This is a genomic window from Bacillus sp. DNRA2 (genome assembly GCF_012843265.1).
Taxonomy (GTDB): domain Bacteria; phylum Bacillota; class Bacilli; order Bacillales; family Cytobacillaceae; genus Bacillus_BU.
Window position 1 is genome coordinate 89,657 of record NZ_JABAIT010000012.1, and the last position, 15,123, is coordinate 104,779.

At 39.4% G+C, this 15,123-nt stretch carries 13 protein-coding genes, 1 riboswitch and 1 other annotated feature; of the genes, 4 read left to right on the plus strand and 9 right to left on the minus strand.

Annotated features, from left to right (window positions below):
• Positions 1–159: 159 nt before the first annotated feature.
• The gene (locus HHO41_RS11935; protein WP_169098841.1) at positions 160–1,500 is read right to left on the minus strand and encodes a sodium-dependent transporter; all 1,341 of its coding nucleotides are present in this window, start codon (positions 1,498–1,500) and stop codon (positions 160–162) included.
• An 86-nt stretch (positions 1,501–1,586) separates the two neighbouring features.
• Positions 1,587–1,817 (minus strand) — a binding site (T-box leader).
• 225 nt (positions 1,818–2,042) lie between these two features.
• Between HHO41_RS11935 and HHO41_RS11940 the strand changes: the two genes are divergently transcribed.
• Together HHO41_RS11940 and uvsE (HHO41_RS11945) are read left to right on the plus strand one after the other, a co-directional pair.
• Complete coding sequence (locus HHO41_RS11940) at positions 2,043–2,555, plus strand: DUF3231 family protein (RefSeq protein WP_169098843.1); 513 nt, start codon at positions 2,043–2,045, stop codon at positions 2,553–2,555.
• A 64-nt stretch (positions 2,556–2,619) separates the two neighbouring features.
• Positions 2,620–3,585: a UV DNA damage repair endonuclease UvsE gene (gene uvsE / locus HHO41_RS11945; protein WP_169098845.1), complete on the plus strand. Its 966-nt coding sequence runs from the start codon at positions 2,620–2,622 to the stop codon at positions 3,583–3,585.
• Between the two features lie 228 nt (positions 3,586–3,813).
• Here uvsE (HHO41_RS11945) and uvsE (HHO41_RS11950) read toward each other — a convergent pair whose 3' ends face one another.
• The 5 genes from uvsE (HHO41_RS11950) to HHO41_RS11970 form a co-directional block, all read right to left on the minus strand.
• Positions 3,814–4,770, minus strand: a complete 957-nt coding sequence (uvsE, locus tag HHO41_RS11950) for a UV DNA damage repair endonuclease UvsE (RefSeq protein ID WP_169098923.1) — start codon at positions 4,768–4,770, stop codon at positions 3,814–3,816.
• A gap of 136 nt (positions 4,771–4,906) precedes the next feature.
• A complete protein-coding gene (locus HHO41_RS11955) occupies positions 4,907–6,898 on the minus strand; it encodes an FtsX-like permease family protein (RefSeq protein ID WP_169098847.1) in 1,992 nt (663 codons plus the stop codon).
• Positions 6,888–7,652 carry an ABC transporter ATP-binding protein gene (locus HHO41_RS11960; protein WP_169098849.1) on the minus strand — a complete coding sequence of 255 codons (765 nt, stop codon included), beginning with the start codon at positions 7,650–7,652 and terminating at the stop codon, positions 6,888–6,890. Before HHO41_RS11960 ends, HHO41_RS11955 begins: the two co-directional genes overlap by 11 nt.
• A 103-nt stretch (positions 7,653–7,755) precedes the next feature.
• Positions 7,756–8,787 carry a sensor histidine kinase gene (locus HHO41_RS11965; protein ID WP_169098851.1) on the minus strand — a complete coding sequence of 344 codons (1,032 nt, stop codon included), beginning with the start codon at positions 8,785–8,787 and terminating at the stop codon, positions 7,756–7,758.
• Positions 8,780–9,481: a response regulator transcription factor gene (locus tag HHO41_RS11970; protein ID WP_169098853.1), complete on the minus strand. Its 702-nt coding sequence runs from the start codon at positions 9,479–9,481 to the stop codon at positions 8,780–8,782. Before HHO41_RS11970 ends, HHO41_RS11965 begins: the two co-directional genes overlap by 8 nt.
• Positions 9,482–9,630: 149 nt before the next feature.
• Here HHO41_RS11970 and HHO41_RS11975 point away from each other — a divergent pair, with 149 nt between their 5' ends.
• Positions 9,631–11,169, plus strand: a complete 1,539-nt coding sequence (locus HHO41_RS11975) for a glycosyl hydrolase family 28-related protein (RefSeq protein ID WP_169098855.1) — start codon at positions 9,631–9,633, stop codon at positions 11,167–11,169.
• A 54-nt stretch (positions 11,170–11,223) separates the two neighbouring features.
• Here the strand turns inward: HHO41_RS11975 and HHO41_RS11980 are convergent, their stop codons facing one another.
• From HHO41_RS11980 to HHO41_RS22360, 3 genes are all read right to left on the minus strand, one after another.
• Positions 11,224–11,808 (minus strand): ECF transporter S component, encoded by a 585-nt coding sequence (locus HHO41_RS11980; protein ID WP_169098857.1) that lies wholly within the window; start codon positions 11,806–11,808, stop codon positions 11,224–11,226.
• Positions 11,809–11,971: 163 nt separating this feature from the next.
• A riboswitch (FMN riboswitch) is annotated at positions 11,972–12,106 on the minus strand.
• Positions 12,107–12,202: 96 nt separating this feature from the next.
• Positions 12,203–12,901 carry an SIMPL domain-containing protein gene (locus HHO41_RS11985; protein ID WP_169098859.1) on the minus strand — a complete coding sequence of 233 codons (699 nt, stop codon included), beginning with the start codon at positions 12,899–12,901 and terminating at the stop codon, positions 12,203–12,205.
• A gap of 146 nt (positions 12,902–13,047) precedes the next feature.
• On the minus strand, positions 13,048–14,247 hold the full coding sequence (locus tag HHO41_RS22360; protein WP_248278440.1) for a hypothetical protein: 1,200 nt from the start codon (positions 14,245–14,247) through the stop codon (positions 13,048–13,050).
• Between the two features lie 180 nt (positions 14,248–14,427).
• Between HHO41_RS22360 and HHO41_RS11995 the strand changes: the two genes are divergently transcribed.
• Positions 14,428–15,066 (plus strand): histidine phosphatase family protein, encoded by a 639-nt coding sequence (locus HHO41_RS11995; protein WP_169098861.1) that lies wholly within the window; start codon positions 14,428–14,430, stop codon positions 15,064–15,066.
• Positions 15,067–15,123: the final 57 nt, after the last annotated feature.

A 15,123-nucleotide genomic window follows, 5' to 3' on the forward strand; every position in this document is an offset into this window, starting at 1 on the left:
GTCACTAATTTAAAGTTTAACTACCTTTATTAATCATCGAGTGGGAAATTAGGGCACTAATGAAAACTTTAGTGCCCTCTTTTTCACTAGAATCAAAATAAGAGAGCACTAACTACTTCAAACCATCTCATTCTAATCAGACTTTTTCGAGGTGATATCTTATCCACGAATTACATGATAACAAACCACGATAATCGCTACAGGTGCTATGTAGCGAATTAAAAAATACCAAAGCTTAAATAGGCCTAAAGGAAATCCCCCACCCAATGAAAGTTCTTCATACAAAGCAGATTTTTTGATTTTCCAAGGGACGAAAACCGAGATCAATAACGCCCCAATTGGCATTAACACATTGCTAACCAAATAATCAGCAACATCAAAGATGGATTTTCCAATTATCTGCACGTCACTTAGCACTCCAAACGATAATGCTGATGGAATTCCGAATATGAAAATCGCCAGTCCGATGATCCAGGACCATTTAGCACGCTTCTTAACGTCTCCTTTTGCAATCACAGAAACAATTATTTCTAGCATAGAGAAAGCGGATGTCAGCGCTGCAAACAGGAACAATACAAGGAATGCGACAAAAAACACCATCCCTAAAGGCATTTGATTGAAAACAACTGGTAATACATTAAACAGCAAAACAGGCCCTGCATCTGGCTTCAAACCGAATGAAAACACCGCCGGGAAAATTGCCAGTCCTGCCAGAAGAATGATAAATAAGTTCAAACCCACAATTGAAACTGCAGAACGAAGCAAGCTTTCTTGTTTTGATAAATAAGAACTGTAGGTAACCATCACTGAAACACCTACGCTTAAGGCAAAGAATGATTGACCTAACGCAAACAATATCGTTTCAGGTGTAATTTGACCAAAATCAGGCTTGAATAAAAAGCTTACACCCGCCATTGCCCCATCCAACGTTAATGAACGAATGATTAATGCTATAAACAGAATAAATAATATCGGCATCATGATTTCACTTGTTTTTTCGATTCCTTTTTGAACACCCTTTGCGACGACAAAAATCGTAATCAACATAAAAATTCCCTGCACAAAAACAACGCCAAATGGGTCTGCTATTGTTGCACCAAATAATTCACCATATTGCTCTTGTGATAATCCACTTAGCTGGCCAGTCACTGTTTTCCAAATATAGCTAATAATCCACCCACCGATAACGCTATAAAATGATAACAAAATAAAGCAAGTGATGATTCCTAAATATCCAATCCAGTGCCATTTTGAAGCAGGTGCTAGCTCCTGGTAGGCTTCCACTGCATTTTTTTGGGTCTTCCGTCCAACAACAAACTCAGCGATGAGTAACGGGAGACCTAAGAAAATGGTGAAAATAACAAACATAAAAAAGAATGCCCCGCCGCCGCTGACACCAGCGATGTATGGGAACTTCCAAATTGCTCCCAATCCAATTGCAGATCCAGCCGCAGCCATGATAAATCCAATCTTCGATGACCATTGTTCTGTATTTTTCAAAATGCAAACTCCTTCCAATTCCTAGCAGTATTTCGTTTATCATGATGGCTCCTCAAAAAATAAAAAAAGCCGTCACTACGCATAAACGTAGGGACGACTTAACTAATCGCGGTACCACCCTATTTGAGAATAATAAATTCAAATTCTCCGGCTTTTTAGTCAATATCGAGACAAACCGTCTTATCCTTCCCTAGGCCTAGGTCGAAAAAGATACTCCAGGTGTGAAATTCATCTCCTTATCTGTACTAGTTTGCACCAACCACTAGCTCTCTAAAACATGAATAAAAAGACTACTTAAAACCCATCATCGTGTTCATATATGATTTTATAATTTACAGAATACAGTAAAATCAGAAATATGTACATATTTTTATTTTATTAATATAATTTTTAGCGATTTATCCTCTTCTTCACCACAAATTCATGTTTCCAGATTAAATACCAACCTTCGTGTAGCATTTCAAATCCAGATATGGACATGCTAATTTTGTGCGTTTTATTATAGTTGGCACAAAAATTGCGTATTTATAAGGAGGACGACAATGGGAATATTAAGCGGAAATCCAAAAGACGAACCGATGCACTATGGCGAGGTGTTTAGTACCTGGTCATTTTTACACGTTGGTAAGGGGATGAAGGCCGCGTACCAAACCCTACTTAATCACGCTGGTGATGTAGACTTGAAAAAATTACTTGAAGAGACAATTCAACAATGTGAACTTGAACGAAAACAAGTCGAGGAATTATTAAAAGCAAATGGTGTAGGGCTTCCTCCGACACCACCAGAACGACCTGAGGCATGTTTGGAGGATATTCCCGTCGGGGCACGGTTTATGGACAATGAAATTGCTGCCAAATTATCTGCAGATCTTGCCTCAGGTCTAGTAGCTTGCAGTGCGATAATTGGGCAGTCTATTCGCGAAGATATCGCATTATTGTTTGGGCAATTTCATGTTCAAAAAGCAGCAATTGGGGCGAAAGCACTCCGGCTAAGCAAGGATAAAGGCTGGCTGATTCCACCGCCACTTCATCATTTTAAAACCGAAAATTGCTAATCTAATGCAGCATGAGCGGTACTATCCTCAAGTCCTGCTCATGCTAGTGAAATGTGGTGAAAATATGACAATTATCCGACTCGGCTATGTGGCAATGAGCATGGAAGTGAAAAACTCCTCTCCCTCGCAAACGATGACCTTTGCTCAATTTCAAAAAATTGATGATCGTGAGGCTGCTCTTAGGAAACTGGAACGCATCGCCCTGTCAAATTTACATAATACGCTTCGACTGTTAAAGCATAATGCTGCATCTGAGATTCATTTTTATCGATTAACTTCGCGGCTCATTCCGCTAGCTAATCATGACGATCTACTGGATTGGGATTACCTAAAACCTTTGCAGAAAGCGCTTTTGGATATAGGCAATTTTGTTAAGGAGCATGACTTGAGAGTTGATTTTCATCCCGACCACTTTGTCTTAATCAACTCCCCGCAGGAGCACATTTTCAAAAATTCAATTCAAACCTTAAAGCTCCATTATCGTTTATTAAATGCGATGAAAATTGATGCTACACATCGTTGTGTGATGCATGTTGGTGGCAATTATAAAGAAACCGAGACATCTCTCGAACGATTTGTTGATAACTGGATGGACGTGCCTCGCTCGATTCAAAAAATGATGATGCTCGAAAACGACGACACTTCATTTAGTTTGGACGATACCTTGTATTTGTGTGAGAAACTCCAGATTCCATTAGTATTTGATTATCATCATCATCTTGCCTATCATCAAGATTCTGATTGGGTCAAAAATTGGGATCGTGTGGTAGGAACATGGAGCGACTCGCCTCTACCGCTCAAGGTTCATATCTCTAGTCCGAAAAGTGAGCAGGAATTCCGTCATCATTCCGATTATGTAGACATCGAGATGTATTTTCATTTTTTAAAAGAAATACAAGGAAGCGTTCCACAAATTGATTGTATGATTGAGGCAAAGAAAAAAGATGAGGCACTGTTTGTCTTAATGGAGCAGATAAGAGAACGTGAAGATGTAGAAATTATTGACGGAAGCACGTTTAAGTTAATATAAATTCTGATTGCATTTACCTAGTGGCCTTTTTAGTGCTCTAGATAAATGCATTTTCATTTTGCATTTACCTGGAGGGATTTTTGCTGCCCTAGGTAAATGCATTTTAACTTTGCATTTACCTGGACCTCGTTTTGACACTCTAGGTACATGCATTTCATTTTTGCATTTACCTGGCGCAACATTTCGAACTTTAGGCAAATGCATTTCAACAACTCAGAACACACAAATTCACCACTCTACTGCCGAGCTTCCAATCCGCTTTACCCCACGAATCGCAGCAATATCTTCGACTAGCTTGTGCATGGCTAAGTTTTTTTGCTTGGCTTCAATCATAATATCAAAATCCTGATTAAGCTCTTTAGCGATTTTCAAAAAAGGAAGGACAAACTCTAAATCAACAAAATCAGCATGTGACCGGAATGCTGATTGTGATTTTGGCGATGAGATGTGCACTTTAGGAACAAGTACAGAACCCTTCCACGTCTTAAAAATCCTCTCTAAAAAATGCGCATCCAGCACAGATTCCCCTTGATTTGCTAGATGATGATGGAAATCGAGCACCATCCGTACCCCTTCTCGTTCACATGCTGCAAGTGTTTCCGCAACATTATAAGTTTTATCATCATTTTCGAGTGTGGTAACTTTCTTAATTTGGCTCGGCAGTCCTGCAATATTTTGATGAAAACGCAGCAACGTCTCTGTTTTATCACCATACGCACCACCGATATGGATATTAATCACCGCTTCATCAGCGACCCCCATCGCCGCAAGCATTTGATAATGAAATTCCATATCTTTAATGGCATTTACAGTCACTTCAGGTCTCGGACTCGTAAACAAGGTAAACTGATTGGGATGAAAGCTTGGCCGAATTCCAAACTCCTTCACCATTCGCCCAAGCTCGGCCCATTTGTCTTTAAACGGCGTGACAAAATCCCACTCTACCTCCGGATGTGTCGCCAATGGCACAAGTGAGCTTGAGAAGCGATATAACCCAATTTCATGAGCAATGTTATAATGGAGAATCCGCTTTGTATGCTCGAGATTTTCCGAGGTGACCTCATAAAGCTTATTTAGCCGTTCAGACTCTTCAAGTGAAGAGTATCTTGCAAAGGTTAACGATTTTGAAGGGCTAGCGTTCCATAAACCTAAAGCATTAGCAACATAACCAAAGCGAATTCTCATCATTGTCAAACCTTTCCGCACCCGCAAATCTGCACACTCTTATAACATTTTCCATCATCATTTTTTTCATACAATAAAGATGAACCCAAATAAAAAAGCTTAGAACCCTTTTAAGTCCTAAGCTCAAATCAAACAATTAGACGATTATCGCGCGGCGATATTTTAGCTTCAACCATTGATAGTATAGAGTAAAGAAAATCAATAACAGCCCGCAAATCTTTAAGCCATTGGCAAAAATAGTACTATTTGCCATTTCCATCTCCGTTACGTTTTGCATATTGATGACTACCGATAACACCAAACCTGTCAAGCTTCCGAGTAAAATTGGTAGCACCATTACCTGCTTAATTTTACGATACAAGTAGCCCTTAACTTCTCCGCTAGTGATGCCTATCGTGTGCAGTAATTGAACCTTGCGAATATCGTTTTCTTGGTCTGTGAAAATCTTGAAATAAAGCACCACACATACGGTCAAAAAGAATAACACACTAATAAACGACATAATAAACAGCGCAAATCCGCCGACCTGCTTTACATGTACATAACGATCATATTTCGAATGAACAATGATCGGCATAACTTGTTGCCCCATTACCGACTTCAAAGCAAGCTTTTGACGATCAGTCAATTTTGTCTGTGCAGCTTTCATTTCATCCTTCATGCTGGTAACAAATTCACCACTATCGTGCCAATCTTTAAACTGAAACATTTCGATACTTCCAACTGTTTCAGGCTGAGCATTGGTAGATAACACACGAAAATCTTCATCGTTTAAAATCACCATAACAGGCTGAGCAAAGACATATCGATCAAACAGCTTTTTTTGCACCGTTTTTTGGTGGATAAACTTATAGGTGGAATCTCCATTCTTTAAGTCAACCGTTTTATTAAAATAATGCAACTCGCCTTTACTGCTTTGATTAAAATCGACAACGATAGCAGACTTTGGTGCTACTATTAAACGCGCTGAAAATACCTGATTATATTCAGATACGGAGCTTATCATGACCGTTTTGTTGGTTCGCCATGCTGTATGTTTCATCTCCGGTGCTTCAGTATAGACCACATGTAAGTTGTGCTGCTCGGTTGGCTTTACTTCCGATTCCTGAATGATTTTATCGATATCAACCTGCTTCGTTAATTCAACAGCTTGATTATCCTTCACAATGACATCAAACCACTGTTCTTTATCGGCAATCGCAGAGCTTTGCTGATACAGCGTATAAGAGATAGTTGCGAAAAACACAATTCCCATACTAAGCAGACTGATCATAAATATAATCGAACGGTTTTGTGCAAACCGACTGGAGAATTCAGACAACGTCAGAATATTTCGCTGATACACAGTCTTTCTGCTATTCCAGTAACGGTATAAAAGACTCTGTAAATGGCTTAAAAAAAGATAAATTCCCAAAATGCAAACAAGCAATGAAACCAAGATGACCTTCTTCATGGATGCAACATGAGTAAAATTACTCGTGTAGTTATATAAATATACAAATGAACTTACCATCAGGACTAAGCCTAAAATAGCAGCAATCACGCTGCCCTGCTTCTTCATTTCGGAAACTTGTCCCTCTTTTAAAAGTGAAGACAAGCTTATCTTCTTGATTTTAACAATCGTCATCACAACGATGAGGAAATAAAGCGGGAGAAACATGACTGCTGTATAAACGAAGCTTTTATACGTAAGCGAAAAATGGATGTCATCAAGACCCAATATTGCGGTGGCCAAAATGAAAAAAAGTCTGGAGAATATTCCTCCACTTATAAATGCAGCGAGCAGTGCGACAAGAAAAATGACCGTATTCTCCAAGGTAATCATTCGTTTTAAGTCGCGATGCAATAAACCATAAGAAAGCAAAATTCCAATTTCTTTAGTTCGACTTTTAAAAAAATGCTGATACGAATAAGTGATTAAAAATAGCGAGAATAAAACCGAAATCACTCCTCCGATTTGGACAATTTGTCTTGTCCCTCTAGAGGCCTGTTCTGAAAAATCAGGCACTAACCAGATTGCCGAAAACAGAAAAAACACCGTCATTGAAAACGTGATACAGAAAAAATAGCCTAAGTATTTTCGGTAATTAAACAGCAGTGATTTGAAGATGAACTGATTATAGGTCATAATCATCTTCCTCCAACACAGCCAAATGATCGAGGATCTGTTTAGCAAACACATCCTGTGACTCCTTTTTATACAACTGTGTGCGGATTACACCATCCTTCAAAAACAAGACCTTATCACAGAAGCTAGCTGCAAATGGATCATGTGTGACAAGTAAAATCGTTGTCTTTAGCAGCTCATTTGTCTTTTTCAAGCATTCCAAAACCGCTTTCGAAGACTTCGAATCTAAATTTCCGGTTGGTTCATCAGCAAAAATCACGGACGTGTCATTGATTAATGCCCGGCAAACTGCAGTACGTTGTTGTTGACCGCCTGAAACCTGATAAGGATATTTATTTTTCAAATCAGAAATGTTGAGAAGCTCCATTAATCGTTCCGCTTTTTCGGTCATCACCGAATTCTTTTCACGATTTAGAATCATCGGCAGCATGATGTTTTCCTGTATCGTTAAGCTATCAAGCAAATTAAATTCCTGAAAAATATAGCCGATATTCGACCGGCGAAAAAGTGATAGTTCATCACCTGTCATTTTACCGAGAGGATTCCCATTGATAAAGACCTCTCCTGATGTTGGTTGATCAAAGCCACTTAGTATTTTTAATAACGATGATTTGCCACTACCTGATGGACCCATGATTGCTGTAAATTCACCTGCATCAATTTCTAAATTAATATGATGTAAGGCGAGTGTTTCTGCAAAATCCTTACCGCCTCCGTAAACTTTTTTAATGTTGCTTGCCTTTATCATACTCATGTTTACCTCCTAAGCTTAGCTCCATGTATTGTCATTATAGTCAGGCCATATCGATGACACAATTACGCTAACTTACAGTAACATTACAATTTTGTAAGGAAAGCTATGAGGATTTTGTGAGGTAGGTGATCACCACGGTTGTTCCCTTCTCCTCCAATGAGGTAATCGAAAGCTTGTGATTAAGTGAATCAGCTATATTCTTTGCTATATACAAACCAATTCCCGTGGCATTCCGCGTTTTCCGACCATTTTCGCCTGTGAAAAACGGTTCAAAGACACGTTTGATATCAAAAGGAGAGATTCCAATCCCAGTGTCCTCGATGATTAATTTCGTATGGCTGTCATCAGTTTGAATGCGAAATGTGACCACTTTTTCACCATCACCAATGGCAGTGTACTTTATCGCATTGGAGATGAGTTGTTCCAACAGAAACCTGTTCCATTTTTTATCAGTCAAAATAGGAACATAGGCCAAATGAACATCCAGCTGCGGAAATACGCCATTATAAATAAACTGATCCTTCTTTTTATTAATAAGATCTCGCAATTCTTGGACAAGATTGGTTTCCTCGATTGAAAAATCGTGCTGAAAATAATCTAGACGTAAATAGCTAAGCACCTGATTAAGGTTTTCGTTAATCAAACGATTTTCTTTATTTATCTTTTCAAGCACTACAAGCGTCGGATGACCATCCTGTTTGCTATTTTGAATCAACAAATCAATAACCGATGTCGGTGTTTTAATATTATGGATGATTTGCGAGATGACTTTATATTTATCATGATTTTGCAACTCAAGTTGGTCTAATTTTGTTAACGCCTCATGTTCCAGTTGGCTAATGGTCTCGAGGGCTTGCTTCTGTTCACACGTGAAGGAATTATTGTATGGTTTTCGATCGCCAATGCCACCTTGAAAACTAAGTAACAACTGACGGTAGCGCCAATAACGGACAGCCCGCTCACCAATAAACAATAGATAAATAAAGCTTGCTAACAAAATTGGATAGACCACCTCCCGCTCTCCCTGAACTTCAAGGCTGTAAAAAACAATGACCAGTGTAATCCCGCCAAAATAAGTGAACGTAAAAAATAATTGATCCTTCAAAAAGTCCAACATAATCTGTCTATTATTCATGTTGACTCTCCAGCCAATACGGAACAAATTGATAACCATAGCCCCGTTTCGTGTGAATCGCCTCATGAATGCCAATATCAGCTAATTTGGTCTTAATTCTAGAGATATTAACATTGAGCGTGTTGTTATCGACAAACGCAACATCATCCCAAAGCTCAGTTAATAAATCTTCGCGTGGCACAAAACAATTCGGTCTTTCTGATAAGTATTTCATGATTTTAAATTCATTTTTCGTTAGCTCAACCCGTTTGTTATGATAGGAGAGCGTGAACGTATTAAAATCAAGCTGAAATTCTCCGATCACCTGATTGGTTTTATCAGCATGAAAACTTCCATAGGCTCTACGGATACTGGCTTTAATTTTTGAGTGAAGAACTTCAACGCTGAATGGCTTGACCACATAATCATCAGCACCCAGTTCCACACCAAGAATTTGATCTGCATCTGTGTTTCGGGCAGATGTTATAATGATCGGAACGTTGCTTTTTTTCCTAATCGCTTTACAAATATGAAAACCATCCAAATATGGTAAATTTATATCTAAGAGAATCACGTCGGGGTTGAGTTCGATTAAATGATCAACCACATTGGTGAAATCCTCTACCACTACAATTTCATATTGATAATGAAGAAGCATTTTAGAAATGATGGAGCTAAGCTCTGGATCGTCTTCGACTAGGGCAATTTTATACATTTTGACCTCCTAAAGATGAACATTTTCATCATTATATTATAACGAATTTCTATATAATAAAGTGAGGAGTTGATGGTTTGTGGATTTTCTTTCAATTATGGACGAGGATAAAATCCGCCGCGTGGTAGAAAAAGGGGAATTTGATGGTTATGCATTTTAATAAATCACATAACCCGAAAACTAATCAGGAGCTTATTAGACAACTTAGTGGTACTTCAGTTCACATCGAAACAGCATTGCTCGAAACAGAGAGGTTTTTCTCCCGCATTTGTACCAATGATACACAGAAAACTCCCGATAAGTCACGCCTACCTCGCTCACTCAGTCAAAAGCTGAGCGAAGGAAAATGGCGTCTCACCGCTAAGACATCAACGGTTTTGGAAAGAACCTCGATTAAATGTTTCTCAGATGGTCAGGTTGTACCAGATTGGATTGAAAAATTAGAACAAGAATACAAGCAATTATTAGAAACAATCGAAAAAGAGGTCAATGTTCTTGATTTTGGGGGCGTAGCTGATGGTAAAACCGACTGTACTGCCGCTTTTAAGAGTGCCATTGGCAAGGGTCGGGTAAAAGTTATCGTTCCAGAAGGAGTATACATTGTCAAGGAAGTCAAACTTCCATCTAATACAGTTATACTTGGCGCTGGTAAAGGAAAGACAACGCTAAAGCTCCATGACGATGCGCCGAAAAGTACTCGCTTACTAACAAATGCTCATCATTGGCTAGGTGACCATCATATTTGTGTCGAGTCGATGAGTCTTGACTGGAATGTTGAAAGGCTTGGTCCTGTTGAAAATACTAGTGCTGGTGGCAACAAATCGAGCTGCCTAACCTTTGCGAACGTGACCTTTGGTTGGGTCAAGGATGTCGAAGGCATTAATCCTGGTCTTCATTGCTTTGATATATCAGCAACTAAATATAATTACGCAGGTGATGGATATCGGGCACGTGGCTCGAGCCACTATGTATGGCTCGATGGTTTGAGCGGCTTCGGCTTTGGCGATGACGGCATTACAACCCACCATAGTGATTATTTGTTCATTTCCCGTTGCCATATGTGTTGCCCAAGTGGCCGCTCCCATCAAAAAGGTTTTTCCAATTCAAACGGGATTGAAGTGGACGATGGCTCTCGGAATGTCTTACTTGCCTATAATTCGACTGCATATTGTTTTGGCGGGGTTGAAATCAAAGCTCATGGTAATTCTTCAGCAGCCTCCAATGTCCAAATTGTGGGGCACCTCTCCTTCCATGATAACCGTTCGTACAATTTTCGCCATATTGGACATCATAAACATACCGACGCTGAGTCCAAATCGGCTTATAATATTCTGGCGAACCAACTCATTAGTATGGAGCCAAGTTTTTGCGAGTTATATATGGATTCCTCACCGCGAGCTTTAGTTGTATCTGCCTATCGAAATGTTGTGATAAATGGCTTGACGGTCATCGGTGACCCTAATCTTGATTTTAAAAGAAATCCTATTTGTGCGATTCAATATCGCGCCAAGAATGTCGTGTTAAATCAAATTTCGATTAGAAATTTCCTAAATGCTGGTCCTGGCATTAAGCTGTATGGCGGAAAAAATCGTGCCGATTTTGTTGAGATATACAATGTTTTCACGGATAACAGCATCGCAAAACCATTAGAAATAAGCAAGGACATTGATCATGTTTACAATGAGTAAGTTAAAAAATCAAAAAAGCTCCGGCCTTTTCATCAGGCTCGGAGCTTGTTCATTTTAGTTCAAACGAAATGTTGCTGCTTGCTTATTCAACCATGTTCCCATTTTTGTAAACAAGATCATGAACAGTATTGACATGGCAACACCTTTAATTAAATTAAACGGTAATATTAAAGCAACGATATACTCTTTGACTTCTGCACCACTCATGGCTGGCGCATTTAAGAAAAACGTATAAGCTGGTAAAATAACTAAGTAATTTAGCACGCTCATGACAATGGCCATGACAGCGGAACCAAGTACAAGGGCGAAAGTCATCCCTTTTTTCGATGTTAATTTATTATAAACGTAGTAAGTTGGCAAAATATACAAAATTCCAGCAAGAAAATTCGCAACATGGCCAACTGGAACACCAGTTTCGCTGCCTTTTATGAAATAATCCAAAATGTTTTTAATCAGCTCGATCACAACGCCAGCCATTGGCCCGAAGATGATTGCTCCAATTAATGCTGGAATATCACTAAAATCAATTTTTAGAAAGGCCGGAAATGGTGGTACAGGGAAATTCACAAACATTAGAATGTAGGAAATGCTGCTCAGCATCGCCAGTGAAACTAAAATTCTTACTCTGTTCTTCTTCATACTCTGTTCTCCTCCAATTAGGATCCATCATTCTAAGAGGGGAGATTTAGTAAGCTACCAAACTTTCATTCCATTAAAAAACCTCAAGCTTGATCAACTTGAGGGAGAATGCAGTATGAAGGTATGCTTAATAAACGTCTAACCTGTATAAACGTCACTAAACCTCCATCTTCTCCCATCCAGACTATACAGTCGGCTTTGGAATCGCACCAAATCCTGCCTAATAAAGGCTCACGGGCTTAGAGAATCTCTTCTCAACACCGTCGGTCGGGAATTACACCCTGCCCCGAAGATAGATACTATTAAATTTATAGATTTATTATATACGAAAATATTGGGCTTGGGAAGAGATAATAGCAACATTTTCTAATTAATCCGATTTAAATACTGAGAATTAGTGATAACGGTTTTGATATTGATAAATAACCGAAACATGCGCCTCAATCGTATACTCGCCCTGTTGAATTGGTGGTGTTTCTTGAGCTTGCGCTGCAGATAACTTAAACGTATTAAAGGGGATTGGACGAACGGATAGCTCTTGCTCTTCCGTGATTTTGATAGGAAGCTCATTTAGAACGGCTCCAATCGTTCTTGCAATTTCTTCCGCTTTCTTACGAGCATTTTGAAGTGCTTTTGATAAAGCTTGGCGATAATACACATCCGTGTTGGTGACAGAAAATTGAATATTCCCGCCCCGATTAGCCCCATTCTTTATTGCAGCCTGATATACCAAGCCAACTCGAGCAATGTCTTTTACGGTAACCTCGAGCTGATGGTCAACCTGGTATGTTCGAAATACTGATTTGCCACCAACATAATCGTAAAGCGGTTGAATTGAATAATGATTTGTCTTAATTGAACGGTCGTCGATTCCAAGCTGTTTTAATGCACTAATGACACGATTTGCGGTTGCTGCATTTTCCTGCTGGGCCGCTTCAACATTTTGATTTTCCGTTACGATGCCAATCGTTAATTTTGCTTGGTCAGGTTTAACCATGACCTCCCCGTGACCACGCACAGTCATTTGATAGTAAGAACTTTTGTTATTTAATTGGCTAGGCTGGTGGGGCCTAAATCCATTATAATCTTGCATTACCATCACCCTTTTTTAGTTATAACCTAGTGTATGACCGAACCGATTGTGGTGTGTAAATGTTAATCAATGAAGCATCATTTCAATACAACTGCAACAAGCTAACCAGTCAGAGACCAGTTAGCTTTGGTTATTATTCAAAACATTTAACGCCTTTGACCTGTTTGCGTAAAATAGTGATTACGAACCTTGCTGGCCCAATTGAATAATGCTTCTTTCCACGTTACACCCTCAAAAAATTCATCGACGCTCACCGCTCGGGAATGCCAAACAAGCGGACCAAATGGCACTAGATTCCCTTTGCCCCCCCACACTCCGCCAGCTGATTCTGTCATCGTATCTTGAATAACCAACAGCAATGGATGATTGTTGTTATAGGCCATGGCCGGTTCAAATTGAGAAAACGGATTATAGGGCTCTGCAAATGATGACACAGCTGGTTCTACCAGCACGGCGGCTGTACCATAGCTTGCTTTGACAATCGTCTGGATATTATCGATTCTCGTATCCGAAAATTGATTGATATGCGGTAATGTTCTTGGAAAAAGAAGAACGTTTTTGATCTCCTTAAACATCCGAATTACAAATTGCTGTTCGCTAGATAACGGTGGTGCTTCCGCTGGGCCGATTGTCGCCAAATCTTGATGACTGAAAAACACCGGTATTTTATAAATAACACTTCCGGCATTGCTCAATTCTAATAAATCCTGTTCAAGTTGACTTACCCCGTCCTCCAATACAGACTCTTCAGCAATACTTTCATCAGTTGATACCAGATAATTTTCGTATACTGTAGTTTTGCTGGCCAGTACAGGCTGATGCAATGTAGTTTGCCCATCTGTTTCACTCATTAGGGTTAGAGGGATTTGTTCCTGTTGCGGCGATGGATGATCAGAAATTAGTTGTTGTTTTGATGGAGCAACTTGGCCTTTGCTTACTTGAATCGGATTTACCTGCCGTTCTTTGTTATGGAATATTTCCTTTTGATTAGTGACCATTCGTTTAATTTTTTTGCTACCCGTTAGCTTTGATTGCGATTGTTCTTGTATAACTGGATTCTTTTGCTGATGGATAACTTGTTCCGGAGCTGTCGGAGCAGGTCCCTTTGGAATTAATTGTGCTTGTGGTTGGGGTTGCGCTGATTGAGCACTCTGAACAACTTGTTCCTTAACTTGTGCTTGAGGCTGCTCTTGTGCTACCGGTTCCTGATTGGGTGATGTCACTTGCTCCTCCTCCTTTAGCTGATTATTTTGTTTTTGTAGGCTTTCTTTAAGTAGCCTTTGTTTTCGCAAATACTCTCTTCCCTCTTGTTGGAGTTGTGAAAGCTTTACTTTTCTCACACTCATATGGCATCGCCTCCTTATTTAAGAGTATTCATGGGACAATTGTCTTGATTGGATAAATAGCCTAATGTTTGTACTTTGCATGGCAAATATAATTCTTCTACAAGCTTAATGATGGTGCAGTCCAAGATTACCTTATATAATTGAATGTATATTTTTATAAAATCAAAGAGGTGTTTTTGGTTGCCAAATGAGAATCAGGTAAGGCTTTATTTTGTTCGTCATGGTCAAACGCAATTTAATTTGGAAAAAAGATTACAGGGGCACGCCGACTCTCCGCTAACTGAAAATGGAATCATGCAAGCCAAAGCCGTTGGGCGTGGACTGGAGCATATTCACTTTGAAGCTGCATACGCCAGCGACAGCCCTCGGGTCATTAGCACGGCGAAACATGTCCTTAACTCAAGGGAAATACCAGTTATTACCGATTCACGTTTAAAAGAAATGTGCTTTGGTGTTTTTGAAAGATTAGTCATTCCTGAAATTAAGGGGAGTGATGGGGAACTGCTAAAGCGAATATTTAGTTTGGAAGATTTACATCTGGCTGCACCACAAGGCGAAACTTTTATCGAAGTCTTTGCTCGAACAAAAGCAGCAATTGATGATGTAGTGGCTCGCCACCATGAAAGTGGCGGTAATATTCTCATCTTCTCTCATGGAGTCACGATTGGAAATTACCTTATGCAAGCCTACAAGCTCGACCAATATCCAAAGCTTGAAAATTGTAGTGTATCAGTGGTGAGTTACCAAGGCGGGCAGTCTAATCTTGATTTACTAGCAGATACTTCATTTCGTGAAGATGGGCTAAAATTACTCTATTAATCTAGTCATTTTGATTTTAGAAAATAAACTTGATATCGTTTTGAAGGGAGCAGTCAC

What these genes read in the sequence shown, in the direction of transcription:
- HHO41_RS22360 (WP_248278440.1), bottom strand. Translation starts at nt 14,247, where the DNA reads ATGAGTGTGAGAAAAGTAAAGCTTTCACAACTCCAACAAGAGGGAAGA.
- HHO41_RS11980 (WP_169098857.1), bottom strand. Translation starts at nt 11,808, where the DNA reads ATGAAGAAGAACAGAGTAAGAATTTTAGTTTCACTGGCGATGCTGAGC.
- uvsE (WP_169098845.1), top strand. Translation starts at nt 2,620, where the DNA reads ATGACAATTATCCGACTCGGCTATGTGGCAATGAGCATGGAAGTGAAA.
- HHO41_RS11960 (WP_169098849.1), bottom strand. Translation starts at nt 7,652, where the DNA reads ATGAGTATGATAAAGGCAAGCAACATTAAAAAAGTTTACGGAGGCGGT.
- HHO41_RS11955 (WP_169098847.1), bottom strand. Translation starts at nt 6,898, where the DNA reads ATGACCTATAATCAGTTCATCTTCAAATCACTGCTGTTTAATTACCGA.
- uvsE (WP_169098923.1), bottom strand. Translation starts at nt 4,770, where the DNA reads ATGAGAATTCGCTTTGGTTATGTTGCTAATGCTTTAGGTTTATGGAAC.
- HHO41_RS11970 (WP_169098853.1), bottom strand. Translation starts at nt 9,481, where the DNA reads ATGTATAAAATTGCCCTAGTCGAAGACGATCCAGAGCTTAGCTCCATC.
- HHO41_RS11940 (WP_169098843.1), top strand. Translation starts at nt 2,043, where the DNA reads ATGGGAATATTAAGCGGAAATCCAAAAGACGAACCGATGCACTATGGC.
- HHO41_RS11985 (WP_169098859.1), bottom strand. Translation starts at nt 12,901, where the DNA reads ATGCAAGATTATAATGGATTTAGGCCCCACCAGCCTAGCCAATTAAAT.
- HHO41_RS11965 (WP_169098851.1), bottom strand. Translation starts at nt 8,787, where the DNA reads ATGAATAATAGACAGATTATGTTGGACTTTTTGAAGGATCAATTATTT.
- HHO41_RS11975 (WP_169098855.1), top strand. Translation starts at nt 9,631, where the DNA reads ATGCATTTTAATAAATCACATAACCCGAAAACTAATCAGGAGCTTATT.